A 14,415-nucleotide genomic window follows, 5' to 3' on the forward strand; every position below is an offset into this window, starting at 1 on the left:
TTTTATGTTTTTTGTAAACATTTCGTTGTCAACCTAACATGAATATTGTATGATATGAGCAATTGCATAGTCATACAAATTCGGGGGCTTGAGGAATCAAGCTGAGATTGTAGATAGGTATACCGCTACTGACCGTTAATCTGATCTGGGTAATGCCAGCGTAGAGAATCTGTATTTGTCATGTGATCATGCTCTGCTGTGATCTAGGACTCTTCTACCGTCTGGTTGCCAGACGGTTTTTTGTATGCAAGCTATACAACAAAGGAGAGGGTTATGTTGCCAGAACAACAGAGAAGCAACAAATTAAAGTTTACGGATATTCTCATTACCGTGATGATCGGGGTCGTATTTGGTGTGATCTTCAAAATGTGGGAGAGCGTCTACAGTCTCGCGAAGCCGCTGTTCCCACAAGCAGGACAATTAACATATGGCATGTGGTTTATGGCTGGCCCATTCGCGTACCTGGTCATTCGCAAGCCCGGCGTCTGCTTCCTAGCAAGTCTTGCTGCCGCTAATTTATCGGCTATTCTTGGCTCTGCTTGGGGACTAGAGACGATTGTGTATGGCTGTGTACAAGGTCTGGCGGCAGAATTGGCATTCACCATGACCGGATACCGCAAGCACAGCATCGTCATCGCAGGTATCGCTGGCATTCTGTCCGCAGTCGGCTCATTCATCATCGATCTCGGTTATGGATATGCAGATTACGAGACATGGGTGCTCGTCTTGAAGTATGGACTTCGTGTCATTAGTGCGTTCATCTTCGCTGGCGTATTTGCCGGCTTGCTCGTTCGTGCATTGGAAGCGACAGGGGTAACCAAATCCATACGTCCTGTGTCCAAAGAGGATTACGCGGTACTTAATCAATAGCACGCATAATATGAATAGATAGAATTTGTGCGTACGCCATAAATTCGGAATAAGGTGGTTACACATGCAACAGGAATCTCATGCGAATTCGTCTGCATTTGTTGACCGCTTGCGCCTAACATTTCCAGGAGAGGATTCCTTGCTGTTCAAGGACCTCTCCTTCCACATTTCTACCGGTGAGAAGGTACTGCTCCTCGGGCCAAGCGGTTGTGGCAAATCAACATTGCTGCAAGTATTAAGCGGAATTATGCCCCACTCTATCGAAGTGCCGATGAAATACGATCAGATTAAGCTTCCTTCAAGCTGGGGCTACGTATTCCAAGATCCGGACAGCCAGTTCTGCATGCCATATGTAGATGAAGAGCTCGCCTTTGTACTGGAAAATCTCTCAATCCCACGTGATCAAATGCCAGCATACATGATAGGCATACTTGAACGAGTGGGATTGCAGTTCAACAATCTGCATACAGAAATCCAAACGCTATCCCAAGGGATGAAGCAGCGGCTCGCACTTGCGTCCGTCCTGCTGCTAGAACCGGAGGTGCTGTTCCTCGATGAGCCTACAGCGCTTCTTGATCCTGAAGGAACGAAACAAGTCTGGGACACCGTAAAACAAGCTGCCGATTCCTCCACCATTCTAATCGTGGAGCACAAAATCGAGCATGTTATCGACATTATCAATCGTGTGGTATTATTCGACAGCACTGGACGAATCATTGCGGACGATGAACCGCAGATCGTATTTCTACACCATAAAGATAAGCTCATTGAGTATGGCATATGGTATCCAGGTGTATGGCAGGACTACATTCATTCAGAAGCCTACCAAGCCATATCGCAGCAACGAACGGCGAACGGATTTCAACAGCCTCATTGCAAGCAGGACGGTGGGCACATCTACGCGCGTCTGCAAGCCCTGCAGCCACTGCTCTCTTTGCGTGATTTTAGCGGATACTATGAAGAGATTCGTCGCATATCCGTCCCGAGCGTTGATATTTATCCGGGTGAATGGATAACGATTATTGGAGAGAACGGGGCTGGCAAGAGCACACTATTGTTGTCTCTTATGCAAATTCTGCGTACTAGCGGCATTTATCTTATTGAGGGTCAAGAGCTGCCAGCACCGGCTCGCAAGCGATGGTTCCCGCGATTCGGAAATACGGGAAAGCAGCCTCCAGCCGAACTCGCCTTCGTATTTCAGAATCCTGAGATGCAGTTTCTAACGGATTCGATCTATGATGAGCTTGCTTATGAACCTAGGCAAAACAACTGGAATGAATCGGACATTGCACATAGAGTGGAACAAGTCTTGGAATCATTCGATCTGAATATCGGACAGAATCGGCATCCGTATCATTTGTCACTTGGTCAGAAACGCAGATTAAGTGTCGCCACAGCGATGATGCGTAAGCGTCCGATCCTGCTCCTGGATGAGCCAACCTTCGGGCAAGACGCTAAAAATACATTTGCTATATTGGAAAAGTTGAACCGGCTTCGGACAGAAGGAACCGCCATAGTCATGGTGACACATGACATGAATATCGTGGATCGTTTTGCAGATCGGATATGGCATGTTGAGAAAGGCCAACTGATGGAACAAGAAGTTTCCCCAAGTGGACAGACAATGCGGGAGGTGCAGATGAAATGAAACTGCTCGCTCCCAAATCTGAAACATGGCTCCATCAGGTTAACCCTGCGCTCAAGCTTCTCGTCTTTCTCGCTTTGCTCATTATTGCGCTGCTAACCCGAGAGCTTGATTTTGCATGTTATCAGCTAACTTTCTACACACTGCTGTTGTTTCTATGCAGCGGCCACTCTACGAAGAAGCTGCTGTTCGTGACAACACCGTTCCTTCTCCTGTTCGTCTCGACGGCATCCACGATGATCTTGTTCGGCAAGGGGGAGCATGAATGGTGGTCATGGGGAATAATCCGCATCACAGAGGAGAGCTTCCTCCGTGGACTTGTCATCGGAGTGAAGACACTTTGCTTCGGCATGCTCGGCATCACATTCGCCTTCACGACGAAGCCAATATTGTTATTCTATGCGCTGATGCAGCAATTCCGGCTTCCGCCGCAATATGCTTATAGCTTCATCGCCTCCTTGCGGCTGCTCCCTGCGATCTGGGAGGATTACCGAGTTCGCACGCATGCCCTGCAAATCCGCGGCGTTCAATACAGCAAGGGATTTAAAGGGATATATGAGCGTCTACGCATGTACGCCCTGCCACTGCTCGCACAGAGCATTCGCCGTGCACAGCGAGTTGCTGTCGCAATGGAGGCGAAGCGGTTCCAGATGGGCCGATCACGTACCTACTATTATATTACACGCTGCCATTGGCGCGATGTATGGTTCACTCTGCTTATGGCTGGATTAATTACGCTCGCCTATATGGCCGCACTGCACTTCCCGTTCACCGGCCCGACCATCTAATTGGCTTTAGATACAATCTGATAGGTAATTTAATTTTTATCATCAAAGAAACTCTCCCAGATCTAATAAGGAGAGTTTCTTCTCTTTCTTCTCTAGCAGGGAGATAAGATTCGACAATAGTCTTGTTGAACGCTGTCCAAGCTGGCTGATCGCAACCCTTCAGAGTGTTGCATATTCATTATCTACCTTCGATTTACGGTATATGACCACGTATCATCTTCTGTCACTTCACCGATTGACCGATGATTGATGTTCTAGCTTTTCGTCTCGGCTGAATGGTTGCCAAGCATACACCTGCCAGCACGAAGACAAGACCCACAGCAATCGACCACGTCATGCTGTCGCCGTACAGCCATACGGACAATAGTGAGGTTATGATTGGCGTCAAGTTCAAGTATATGCTCGCCTTGCTCGCACCGATCTGCTGTACGCCAAGGTTGAAAATAATATAACCGATAAGCGTGCCGCATACGACCATATACGCCATCTCCGTCCAGCCTTGCAGAGACATATCGGGAACTTTACCCCAACCCCCTTCAAATAGTGAACTGACTCCCAGGAACAGAGAACCTAATAAGGTCATTACTGTAGTCGTGAACAAGGGCGAGACATCATGCACTACCTTTTTCCCAACAAGACTATATATGACCCCGCACATTAATGCTGCCAGAAACAATAAATCACCTTCGTTGAAGGACAAGCTAGCTAATCGATGCCATGAGCCCTTCGTAATTACGATAACCACACCGATGAAGGACAGCACAAGGCTAATCCCAAACTTGCCGCTCCATCGTTCCTTGAAGAATAACATCGCACCAAGCGATACGAACAGCGGCATCGTCGCAATGATGAGTGAACCGTTAATTGCAGACGTATAATGCAGCGCCATAAAGAACAACGCATTGTATCCGAAAATGCCCGTAAGTGATACAATGAGAAGCCCCTTCCAATTATTCCTCCATGCACGGAAATTCCACTCTGATCGCATCGTGAGCAGCACCGCTAAGATCATCCCTGCCAATGCAAATCGAATCGTTGCGGCAACAAGTGGAGGAATCTCGGTAATGACATGAGCTGCTGTAGAAAATGATCCACCCCAAAATAACGGCACGAGCAGCATAAGCACATAAATGCTTCGGTTAGACTTTTGATTACTCATGATAATCGTTCACCCTTTAGTTAGATAATATGTTTAAACATTTAAACATACTGAGCAAAAAAATAAGCACTTCTTGCACAGAAACACTTCACCCATTGGATTTTACAACTTGATCCTATATAATAGGATTAGAAATTGAAACCGCGTTCCATAGAGCGGAACAAAAAAAGGAGGTTGCTCATGTCACATATCTTTCATGGTCTTGACCATATCCAGTTAGCCGCCCCCGTCGAATGTGAATCCGTAGCCCGGAAATTCTATCACGAATTATTGGGCTGGACAGAGATTCCGAAGCCCGAAGCTCTTCAGCAGCGTGGAGGTGTATGGTTTCAATGTGGAAGCCACCAAGTCCATATCGGCGTGCAGCAAGACTTCGTTCCTGCGACAAAAGCTCATCCCGCCTTCGTTGTTACCAATCTTGAATCCCTACAGTCCCATCTCCTGCAGCATCATATTGAAGTGGCCGACGACTCTGCCCGGATAGAAGAAGGTGTAATTCGATTCTATGTAAACGATCCATTTGGAAATCGACTTGAATTCATGGAGTATCTGTAACACGATACGCATCTTCTATCCGAACCAATCTGCCTTCATTGGTTACACTCCCGCTTCAATGGACAGCATCAACTCTTTAATCGTCGTCATAAATCCCCCTGCACGCAAGGAATACAGCTTCTCATTCGCCTGCTTGTCGAACGTGATGAGCCCGGCTTGTCTTAAGATTTTCAGATGGTGCGAGACGGCCGGTCTCGATATCTCCATATGTTCGGTAATTTGGTTCACATTCAGAGCGCTATGTTCAAGCAGGAGCATAATGATCTGCTGCCGATTCGTGTCTCCGAGCGCTTGAAAAATGGGGGTCGCCTGCTGGAACTTCTCCAGCACCTGCTCTTTGTTACTGCTGCAATCATATTGTCCGTGCTCAGTCGTGATGATTCTCACCTCGTATGTTTATATGTTTAAACATTACATATTATGATGTGAAAACACCCATTTTGTCAATAGAGTAAGTCTCCATCGGACGAACCAATAGATTAATCATTTCCATTACCATTCTCACGCTTCAGGAAATCATCAAGTTCACCCGCAAGCGCCGCAAGTTTCGTCATGGTATTCCAATTCCGTGTCGTTACATTCGATCCTAGCTTCTGAAAATTATTTGCCAGCTTCGAATCTAAGACCCTCTGGCGATACAAACAATATATCTCACGACCTTGTATCTGGAATTCATCAACTTCTTGCATACCCTTAGACAATATACAGGCGGTGTCAGGCGAAGGCTCGTCCTTGCACATTGTAATCTGAATCCCCTCTCCTTCCTTCAGCACAGCTGCATCATACGGACATTCAGCTACAATAGCCTTCATTTCCTGAGCCGTCCGCAGCATAACGTTCGGCTTGAAGCCAAATGCATTCCCTATTTCCTCCTGAATTTGTGCTTCTAGCCATTCCCTTGCTTCTGATGAAGCAAATACAACATTGCCGCTCTGCAGCAGCGTTCGTACATGGGTAAGTCCCATATTTTCAAGAAGAAGCTTCAAATCCGCCATTTTTATCTTGTTTTTGCCACCTACGTTAACTCCACGCAGTAACCCTACATACATTTGCATCGATCCGACCACATCCCTTAGTTCCAATCTTCAGTTTCTCATTTCCATGACTACTTCAAATCATCACACTAAACCACTACTTCAAATAAATGCCGAGCGGTAAATTGGATTCCCCTGCCGTCATCAATTTGCATTGAAAGGTACGAACACCAACAGAAGCCACAACCTTCGCGATCAAGCATACATTCGTGTTGTCCATCATGAGCGGTACACCGATTACTTTTCCATCAACGAATATAGCCCCTGCGAATGCTCCCCCTCGAGGATTTACATAAATGCTAACAACCGCTTCTTCCTCTGTATCATTATGCAGCGGAATATCCACCAAGTAAATAGCACCGAATTGACCGGTATTATCAACCGCACCTTCCCGTAATTCGCTTGCACTTGCGGCAAACAAAAAGTCAGAAGCCATTTCTCCATTCATCTTCTTTCGGGCACACACACGGTATACACGCTCTGTCCCTATAACATAGGCAGGCATCCTAGCATGAACCTCGGCATAAGGCCAGCTTCCTCTAGGATGAGTGCCGTACGGAGTCAGCGGATCTGAATGAATGAGTCTTATATCGGCAGTGACGTCCCGACTTGCGACTGTACGGATCGCATACTCCATCTCCCCTGCCCCTGAATCCCGTTCTATCGTGAACTCATAGATAAACCCTGCAAAATAGTTGGTATCCAGCCTTACCGACTCAATCATTGCTGTGCTAGTCACATCTGCGTGTTGGTCTACGGAAGTATAATGATCCAGCGTTCCGCTTAAACAAGACTTTGCAAGACATTGTCCTACTTGAATCATCTGCTCTGACACCGGCTGAATATGAATATCCCTGCGGATATGCTGAATGGCTATCCGGGTAGATGTGGACAGGTTTTGTACAGTCACCCCCAGCTGCAGCGGCTGTCCTGTTTCATTGCGATGCCATCCGAATAGGCGATGCGTGACAGATTCCTCTTCGGTGCGCACAATATCATGCCATAAGGTACACGCTGTTCCTGGGAATGAGGACTCATTTAATATTTCAGGATTATCGCTAACCATGAGTCGGCGTTGATCACTGGCGAACGCACTTTCTACATCAACAAATACAGAAGTAGGTACATTTATTATATCAACGGTCAAATCTTCTTGTTGACAAGCCATTATGTATATCCCCCTCATCTATAGCAGCTTCAGCAACCCTATATCCTATGTAGATGGATGATCACTTAGCCTTTTGCTGCAAAGAACGTACTCTATGTATCCGTAGTCAGGACTTATATTCGAATAATATCAAAGAGGGTGGGACAAACTCCAATTACAAAGGAGCGTGCATCCGTGGACATCATAGCTCGTACTATATTTGCATTCATCTCTTTGCTTGCATTTAGCCGATTGCTAGGCAAAAAACAAATGAGCCACATTACCTTATTCAACTACATCACTGGAATCACATTTGGTTCTATCGCTGCGGATATCGCGATTGAGACTCATATTTCCGTTGTTGACGGAATCATAAGCTTAACAGTATGGAGCCTGCTAACAATAGGGATCGGTAAGCTGTCCTTAAAGTTCCCACGAATTCGCGTACTCTTAGACGGTGAACCTACCATTGTCATCAAAAAAGGAAAGATTCTCGAAAAAGCAATGGCGTCCATGCATCTCAATATGGACGATATTAGCATGCTGCTTCGCGAAAAGGATGTCTTCTCCATTCAAGATGTTGATTATGCAATTCTGGAACCGCATGGAAGAATGAGTGTGCTCAAAAAAGCCGAAAAAGAGTCCCCTACGAAAGAGGACCTGAAAGTGTGCGTACAGCCTACATTGTATATGCCTACCGAGATTATCGTTGATGGCTCTATCGTCTATAAAAATCTACTTGACCTTAACCTGACGAAGGAATGGTTAAGTCAAGCGCTGCGTAAAGCTGGATGCTCTCCCGAGCAAATCGAGGAAATCTTCTATGCGGAGATACAACGTGACGGCACGCTGTATATAGACAAAAGAGTAGACAACATGAAATGATAAACACACTACTTCAAGTGAACCGGGATCTGCACATAATGCTCCACCTGTGGAGGTGACTCATAATAAGCTTCCAGCAGCGCATTCCATTGTTCATATTGCACGGTATGACGAAAACCAACCGCATGCTCTTTCAAAGAGTGCCACTGTACAATTACTATGTATCGATCGGCTGCCTCTACACATTTATGCAATTCATGTGTGATATACCCTCTTGCAGCTTCTAATATCGAAGATGCATGACGGAAGGCGCTTTCGAAATCATTGCGCATACCAGCCTTAATGGATAATGTTGCAACTTCTCGAATCATTTCAGCGCCTCCCTTCCCTGGCATAACATCTGTCGTTAGATCCACGTAATGAAGTACGTTTGCTTCACGGGAACGCCATTGCGTTCCGCCCATTTCAGAAGCTCCTCATTTCCACGCTGTTCTCCCTTCGTGAAGGAAAAACAACATTTCAACGGAATTATATGCTTCGATTTTAATTGTATACCGATTGCAGGGGAATTGACGCCTTTTATCTTAATGGATTCGATCTCATTTGCATGATACACATTGCCATGCAAGCGAATCGTGTCTGAAGTTGGATGTATTTCGACTGTCCGCTTAACCCATGTCGCGTATGCTCCCGCGATCAATGACATTATGACAATGCCAATAACCGCCATCTGCATGAAGAACAATACAGGAAATGTCCGCTCTGTCATGGCCGCAATTTGCAGCATTCCGGCACTGAATAACAGAGAGCCACCCAATATCGCTTTTGTTCGCGTAGGAACCTTCACCTGATAATTCATTTCATCCGCCCCATTCTGATATGCAAGATAGGTTGTATGAAGTTTCTTTGTTGTCATTCCTTATTATACCATTAACGTTAACGGAATTGACACATATTTTTCACATTAAAGACACAATTATATTCAGGATCGATTCGTTTACTTAAGAACACAATTGTTGGAGCGAATCGTACACCTGTTTCAAATACGAAACGCTGCTTTCATGCAACAAAAAAAGCCTGCCTTATGAGAAGGAGGCTTCACCTAGCCGTTATGTATCCCTTGCAACTAACGCGAGAACTTATAATACCAAATAATCGCTCTTTCCTTCGCAGTTGCAAAATTCGCATACATCATATTGTCTACTGCGCCAATGACAAAGCCATACTTGGCATATAAGCGACACGCTTGAATGTTCACATCCTGTGTCTCAAGCATAAGACCCGCACAGTTATTTTGCATCGCCCATTCCACAGCCGTCTTCAATAATGCAGTTCCAATTCCCTTGTGCCTCCAAGCTGCTGCAACTTGAATATGTTCAATGAGCGCAAATCCATTCCAGTTTGAACAAATTTTCATTTGACCGACGCAGCTGTCCTCCTCGTAATAGAAAAACACTGCCTTATCTTTGTCCTCTATATAACGGTTATCAAATTCTTCCTCTTCATATTGCTTGAAATACGGCTCATCAAATCGTTCTTCTGTATAAGACCATGTATCATTTTTATAGGTGGGAACAATTCGACCAATCACAGTAAACCCGTCGTCGTTTGGCTTATTGTAATCATCCCTATTCGAATCTGTCATTTTCACGATCATCGTATCTTGATCCCCTTTCTTACATACTGCCTAAGCAAATGCTCGGCAACATATCCTGATTTTATTCGCTCTCCGTTCGAGTATTCCTTCTGCTTATCCATACAGCGAGATGAAAAAAGCTTAATCTCCTAACTAAGGAAATTAAGCTTATACTCACTCTACTATTATTCAATTGCTTCCGTTGCTTCGGTTGGCTGACTATCCTGTGATTCCTTGCGAGCAAATGCCCACAAATAGCCGATAATTGCCCCCGCAATGGCAGGAACGACCCAGCCAAGTCCAGCTGTATACCACGGGAGATGGCTGTACAGTCTCTCCACCGCTCCCATTTCAAAATTCGCCTGCTTCAAGCCATCCACAGTGCTGATTAATGAAGTTGCGAGCAAGCTGCCAATATATACGGCCGAATGTCCATGGAACATGCGATGAAGCAACGCCAAAATGATAAGAACAATGGTAAGTGGGTAAATGGCGGACACGATTGGCGCTGAAAATGAAATAATCTGATCAAGCCCCAAATTGGTTACAGCTACACTTACGACACATAAGATTCCAATCCACTTGTTATACGAAATCTGCGGCATAATGGAATGGAAGTACTCTCCACACGCTGCCAACAGGCCGACCGAAGTCGTTAAGCAAGCAAGAAGGAATACAATCCCAAGCAGTACGGTGCCCCATTTGCCAAATAAGAATAGCACGATTGCAGTCAATATTTGACCGCCATTCGCAGCCCCTTCGATTACAGAATGGCTCGTGGAGCCAAGGTATCCGATCATCATGTAAATGATGGCGAGACATACACCTGCGATCAGCCCAGCCTTAATCGTGATGGCAGACAGCTTCTGTGTGTTCGTAACGCCACGCTTGCGTATTGCCGATACGACGACACTACCAAGCAATAGAGCAGACAAGGCATCCATCGTTGAGTAACCATCTATACCACCCTTAAAAGCAGCATATTGTACATACCCTTCTGCAGGCACACCATAGTCCCCGAGCGGATGGAATAAACTCTGAATGAAGACGATAATAATCATCACCAACAATATCGGTGTCAGTATTTTGCCGATGCGCTCGAACAGCTTCGATGGATTCAAGCACAACCAATAGCTGATGACAAAATAAATCACGGAATACGTCAATAATGACCAGCCGCTTGTTCGAAGCGGCTCTGGAAGGAGTGGGACTGTTCCCATCTCAAACGCTACGCTGCCGGCACGCGGAATGACGAGAAACGGCCCTAGCGCTAAATACGTAATAAGCGTAAACACAAACCCAAATCCTGGGTGGACGCGATTTGTAAGCGACTGCAAATCACCAGATTTAGCGATTGCTGCAACACCTAGAATCGGCAGTCCTACTGAGGTAATTAAGAACCCTACCATCGCCTGCCATACACTTGAACCTGCCGCATATCCCACCGCAGGTGGGAATATGAGATTACCTGCACCAAAGAATAAAGCAAATAACATTAACCCAAACACAAACGTTTCTTTTTTTGATAGTTCAGTCATGCTGCATCTCCTGCTGTTATCTACCGACCTTATTATAACAATTCATTATAGAAAGCGGGCTTCTTCCCTGTCAAATCCAATTCCTGTGTTGCATTTGCTTTAGATTTATGCTCCTGAGATCGTCAAGCCCTTTACCTTCAATGATGGCGCATTACATCTGCCTGTGAATCGGATATCACTGCCTACAACCTCTATCTGCTTCAACATCTCGAACAAGTTGCCGGATACCGTGATTTGATTGACAGGACGTACGACTCTCCCCTGCTCGATAAGGAAGCCGGTGCAGGATAACGAGAATTCGCCGGATACGGCATTCGTCCCCGCGTGCAGACCTTGGAGTTGTACAATCATTACACCTCTCTCCATGCCTGCAATCATGTCCTCTAGCGCCGTCGAACCTGGAAGTACATACATATTGTGAGGCGCAATACCGATTTTACCGCGGTACCCGCCCTTAAAGGCATGACCTGTCGAGACCAAACCTGCCTTGCTTGCCGTCTTCCCATTATGCAAATAAGTGAGCAGCTTGCCTTCCTTAATCACTTCCGTACATGTGCAGGCATACCCCTCTGCATCGAACGAGCAAGCACCCAGAACGCCATTCATGAGCGGGTCATCCACAAGGGTGACATTACTTCCCGCTATCTGCTCACCGATCTTATCCTTCAAGCCTGAGAAGCCCTTATTTACCGCCTCTGCCGAGAAGATGGACGTATAAGAACCTAGCAGCTTGCTGGCTGCATCATGACGGAATATAACTGGATATTGATCGGACAATATGGTATCCGCCCCCAGCTTCGACACCGCTTCCTCAACTGCCTTGTGAGCAATAGCCTCGAAGTCGATATCCTCGAAGCGTTCCATGGAGTAATCGAACCAATCGCCTGTCGTCGTCTGGCCAGATTGTGTCGCCACAACGGATAGGCTGCCAACTGCAGTGCTGTATAATGCGCTACAATTCAACCCCTCTGTATTAGCGATCGTGACCTCATTCTCAGTGAGCGTAACGGAAGAGCTTCTCACTAAGGTAATCCGTTCATCGGATGCTAGCGCGATTCGCTCCATGTCCATCGCTGCATCAATGAGAAGCTGTGGAGCCGTAAGCAGCAGCTCCGCTTCATGGGTTTTGACCTGCTGATAAGTGGGTGCTCCAGGGAACAACTGGTCTATTTCGCTACTTTCGAGTGCATACGCATTACTTCTTGCTTCTTCAATCAGAAATGCAATGACATCCGTTTCTAATCTTTCCGAATAGGCATAGCCCATTTTGCCGTTGAATTCACCACGAAATGAGACGCCGCCCGTCTCCTTAATTGTAAATGCGTCGATATCTCCCTTAGAGACACGCACAGAAGTTGAACGAATCTGTTCATAATAGACTTCCATCTTCACGCAGCCTTGTTTACGCCCTTCTTCAAATAGATGCTGTTGAAATGCTGCAATCTCCAATGCCATCGTTTATTCCCCCTTTCTTCCGCCAACCGTCATGCTGGATACACGAAGCATTGGCTGACCGCAATTGACGGGAATACTGCCGCTCAATGAGCCGCACATGCCTTGACCGTGATCTAGATTGTTGCCTACCATATCAATTTTCTGGAGAACATCGATTCCCTTGCCGATGAGCGTTGCACCTTTGACCGGTTCTTCAATCTTTCCGTTGCGCACGATATAGCCTTCATTGACTGCGAAATTGAATTCACCTGTCGCTGTATTCACGGAGCCTCCGCCCATTGTCTTGGCATACAGGCCATACTCTGTATTGGCAATAATCTCTTCCGGTGTGGAATGACCTGCTGCAATGTACGTGTTATTCATGCGGGAGGTCGGTGCAAATTGATAGGATTGCCGGCGGCCAGATCCCGTTGACGGCATTCCCATCTTGCGGCTGCCCAGCTTATCAATCAAATAGCCCTTCAGCACCCCATTCTCGATGAGCACATTACGCTGTGTTGGCGATCCTTCATCGTCGATATTCAGTGAGCCCCATGCGTTCGGAATCGTCCCGTCATCAATGGCAGTTACAAGTGGAGACGCCACTTGCTCACCGAGCTTGTCGGCGAACACAGAAGCCTTCTTCGCAACAGCTGTCGCCTCAAGTCCATGCCCGCATGCCTCATGGAATAGGACACCGCCAAAGGCATTATCGATAATAACCGGCAGCTTGCCGCTCGGTGCATAGCCGGCGCCTACCATCGTAGCCGCGATGCGGGACGCTTCTCTAGCGTACCAATCAATATCCATCGACTCGATTAACTCCAGACCCGCGTGAGCACCAGGAGCGACGTATCCTCCTTGCTTGACGCCCCCCGCTTCAGCAATTGAGTTGAAGCTCATTCTCGTGTAGGTTCTGCGATCTTCCACCAACAGTCCTTCGGAATTGGCAATGCAAATATCTTGTACCCAGTTATTCAGTGCTATCGAGGTTTGCGTAATCGCTGGGCTGTATGCCATGGATGATTCATGCGCGCGCCTCATCCATTCTATTTTGCGTCCCTTCCCTACTTCATTCGGCGGAATAAGAACAGGATGAAGATCAGCAATGGCAGCTCGACGCAAATCAATCACAATATCTCTGGTTTGACCACGGATCGCTTGTGCAGCTGAAGCAGCTACCTTGATCAGATTATCTGCGGTGCAATCATTCGTATACGCATATACCGCGAACACCCCGTTGAATATGCGTATCCCGACGCCATAATCTCGACCGCCAAGTGCATGTTCTACGATCCCACCAATCATCCCCAAGCTAGACGTCGTCCGATCTTCCATAAATACCTCAGCAAAATCCCCGCCAGTTGCTAAAGCGGCGGTAAGCACATTCTCAATTAACGACGGATGAAGCATAAACTGTGCCCTCCTTGTAAGCTAGATTTCTTAGTTGCATATGTATGTATGTCGAAGCAGAGGATATCCCTAACGAACCATTTTCGCAACATCTCCGATGACGTATAGCTTATTAATTCATGTAGCTCGATAGGTAACTCGATGAATGCCTCTCTTCTATATGTAAATGATTATACTATGATTTCTATCATAACCAACTCAAACCAACAAAAAAAGAATGGTTAACCCACATTAACTCCATCTATCTCCTTCATGCAAGTAAGAAAATTTTCAGCATGAGTCTCATATTTATTAAAAGCAGCGCAAATAGATGCTCAGCAATTGAAGTACCGTGCAAGAATGACACAGTCTCATATGTACTCGCAAGTTCA

At 46.3% G+C, this 14,415-nt stretch carries 15 protein-coding genes and 1 riboswitch; of the genes, 5 read left to right on the forward strand and 10 right to left on the reverse strand.

Annotated elements, in window-relative coordinates; genetic code table 11:
- Positions 1-70 precede the first annotated feature (70 nt).
- Positions 71-184: riboswitch (TPP riboswitch) on the forward strand.
- A gap of 89 nt (positions 185-273) precedes the next feature.
- The 3 genes from RQP50_RS22300 to RQP50_RS22310 all read left to right on the forward strand — a co-directional run bounded on the left by RQP50_RS22300 (position 274) and on the right by RQP50_RS22310 (position 3,303).
- On the forward strand, positions 274-870 hold the full coding sequence (locus RQP50_RS22300) for an ECF transporter S component (protein ID WP_315746793.1): 597 nt from the start codon (positions 274-276) through the stop codon (positions 868-870).
- Between the two features lie 64 nt (positions 871-934).
- Complete coding sequence (locus RQP50_RS22305) at positions 935-2,518, forward strand: ABC transporter ATP-binding protein (RefSeq protein ID WP_315746794.1); 1,584 nt, start codon at positions 935-937, stop codon at positions 2,516-2,518.
- Positions 2,515-3,303 carry an energy-coupling factor transporter transmembrane component T family protein gene (locus RQP50_RS22310; RefSeq protein ID WP_315746795.1) on the forward strand — a complete coding sequence of 263 codons (789 nt, stop codon included), beginning with the start codon at positions 2,515-2,517 and terminating at the stop codon, positions 3,301-3,303. The genes RQP50_RS22305 and RQP50_RS22310 overlap by 4 nt, the downstream gene beginning before the upstream one ends.
- 223 nt (positions 3,304-3,526) lie before the next feature.
- Here RQP50_RS22310 and RQP50_RS22315 read toward each other — a convergent pair whose 3' ends face one another.
- A complete protein-coding gene (locus RQP50_RS22315; protein WP_315746796.1) occupies positions 3,527-4,462 on the reverse strand; it encodes a DMT family transporter in 936 nt (311 codons plus the stop codon).
- A 180-nt stretch (positions 4,463-4,642) separates the two neighbouring features.
- On the opposite strand from RQP50_RS22315, the gene RQP50_RS22320 reads away from it, so the two are divergent.
- Positions 4,643-5,017 (forward strand): VOC family protein, encoded by a 375-nt coding sequence (locus RQP50_RS22320; RefSeq protein ID WP_142544600.1) that lies wholly within the window; start codon positions 4,643-4,645, stop codon positions 5,015-5,017.
- 42 nt (positions 5,018-5,059) lie between these two features.
- Here the strand turns inward: RQP50_RS22320 and RQP50_RS22325 are convergent, their stop codons facing one another.
- The 3 genes from RQP50_RS22325 to RQP50_RS22335 form a co-directional block, all read right to left on the reverse strand.
- Positions 5,060-5,404, reverse strand: coding sequence for an ArsR/SmtB family transcription factor (locus tag RQP50_RS22325; protein ID WP_315746797.1), 345 nt, complete (start codon positions 5,402-5,404; stop codon positions 5,060-5,062).
- A 92-nt stretch (positions 5,405-5,496) separates the two neighbouring features.
- The gene (locus RQP50_RS22330; protein WP_315746798.1) at positions 5,497-6,099 is read right to left on the reverse strand and encodes a DUF1697 domain-containing protein; all 603 of its coding nucleotides are present in this window, start codon (positions 6,097-6,099) and stop codon (positions 5,497-5,499) included.
- Between the two features lie 49 nt (positions 6,100-6,148).
- Positions 6,149-7,219: a hypothetical protein gene (locus RQP50_RS22335; RefSeq protein WP_315746799.1), complete on the reverse strand. Its 1,071-nt coding sequence runs from the start codon at positions 7,217-7,219 to the stop codon at positions 6,149-6,151.
- A gap of 174 nt (positions 7,220-7,393) precedes the next feature.
- Between RQP50_RS22335 and RQP50_RS22340 the strand changes: the two genes are divergently transcribed.
- A complete protein-coding gene (locus RQP50_RS22340; protein ID WP_072729942.1) occupies positions 7,394-8,083 on the forward strand; it encodes a DUF421 domain-containing protein in 690 nt (229 codons plus the stop codon).
- Between the two features lie 8 nt (positions 8,084-8,091).
- Here the strand turns inward: RQP50_RS22340 and RQP50_RS22345 are convergent, their stop codons facing one another.
- From RQP50_RS22345 to RQP50_RS22370, 6 genes are all read right to left on the reverse strand, one after another.
- A complete protein-coding gene (locus RQP50_RS22345) occupies positions 8,092-8,487 on the reverse strand; it encodes an antibiotic biosynthesis monooxygenase family protein (RefSeq protein WP_315746800.1) in 396 nt (131 codons plus the stop codon).
- Positions 8,430-8,939: a 6-phosphogluconate dehydrogenase gene (locus tag RQP50_RS22350; RefSeq protein WP_315746801.1), complete on the reverse strand. Its 510-nt coding sequence runs from the start codon at positions 8,937-8,939 to the stop codon at positions 8,430-8,432. Before RQP50_RS22350 ends, RQP50_RS22345 begins: the two co-directional genes overlap by 58 nt.
- 210 nt (positions 8,940-9,149) lie before the next feature.
- The gene (locus RQP50_RS22355) at positions 9,150-9,680 is read right to left on the reverse strand and encodes a GNAT family N-acetyltransferase (protein ID WP_315746802.1); all 531 of its coding nucleotides are present in this window, start codon (positions 9,678-9,680) and stop codon (positions 9,150-9,152) included.
- 164 nt (positions 9,681-9,844) lie between these two features.
- A complete protein-coding gene (brnQ, locus tag RQP50_RS22360; protein WP_315746803.1) occupies positions 9,845-11,197 on the reverse strand; it encodes a branched-chain amino acid transport system II carrier protein in 1,353 nt (450 codons plus the stop codon).
- Between the two features lie 105 nt (positions 11,198-11,302).
- Positions 11,303-12,652: a TldD/PmbA family protein gene (locus RQP50_RS22365; RefSeq protein ID WP_315746804.1), complete on the reverse strand. Its 1,350-nt coding sequence runs from the start codon at positions 12,650-12,652 to the stop codon at positions 11,303-11,305.
- 3 nt (positions 12,653-12,655) lie between these two features.
- The gene (locus tag RQP50_RS22370) at positions 12,656-14,044 is read right to left on the reverse strand and encodes a TldD/PmbA family protein (RefSeq protein WP_315746805.1); all 1,389 of its coding nucleotides are present in this window, start codon (positions 14,042-14,044) and stop codon (positions 12,656-12,658) included.
- Between the last annotated feature and the right edge of the window lie 371 nt (positions 14,045-14,415).

This window comes from Paenibacillus suaedae, from assembly GCF_032337355.1.
Classification (GTDB): domain Bacteria; phylum Bacillota; class Bacilli; order Paenibacillales; family Paenibacillaceae; genus Paenibacillus_B; species Paenibacillus_B suaedae.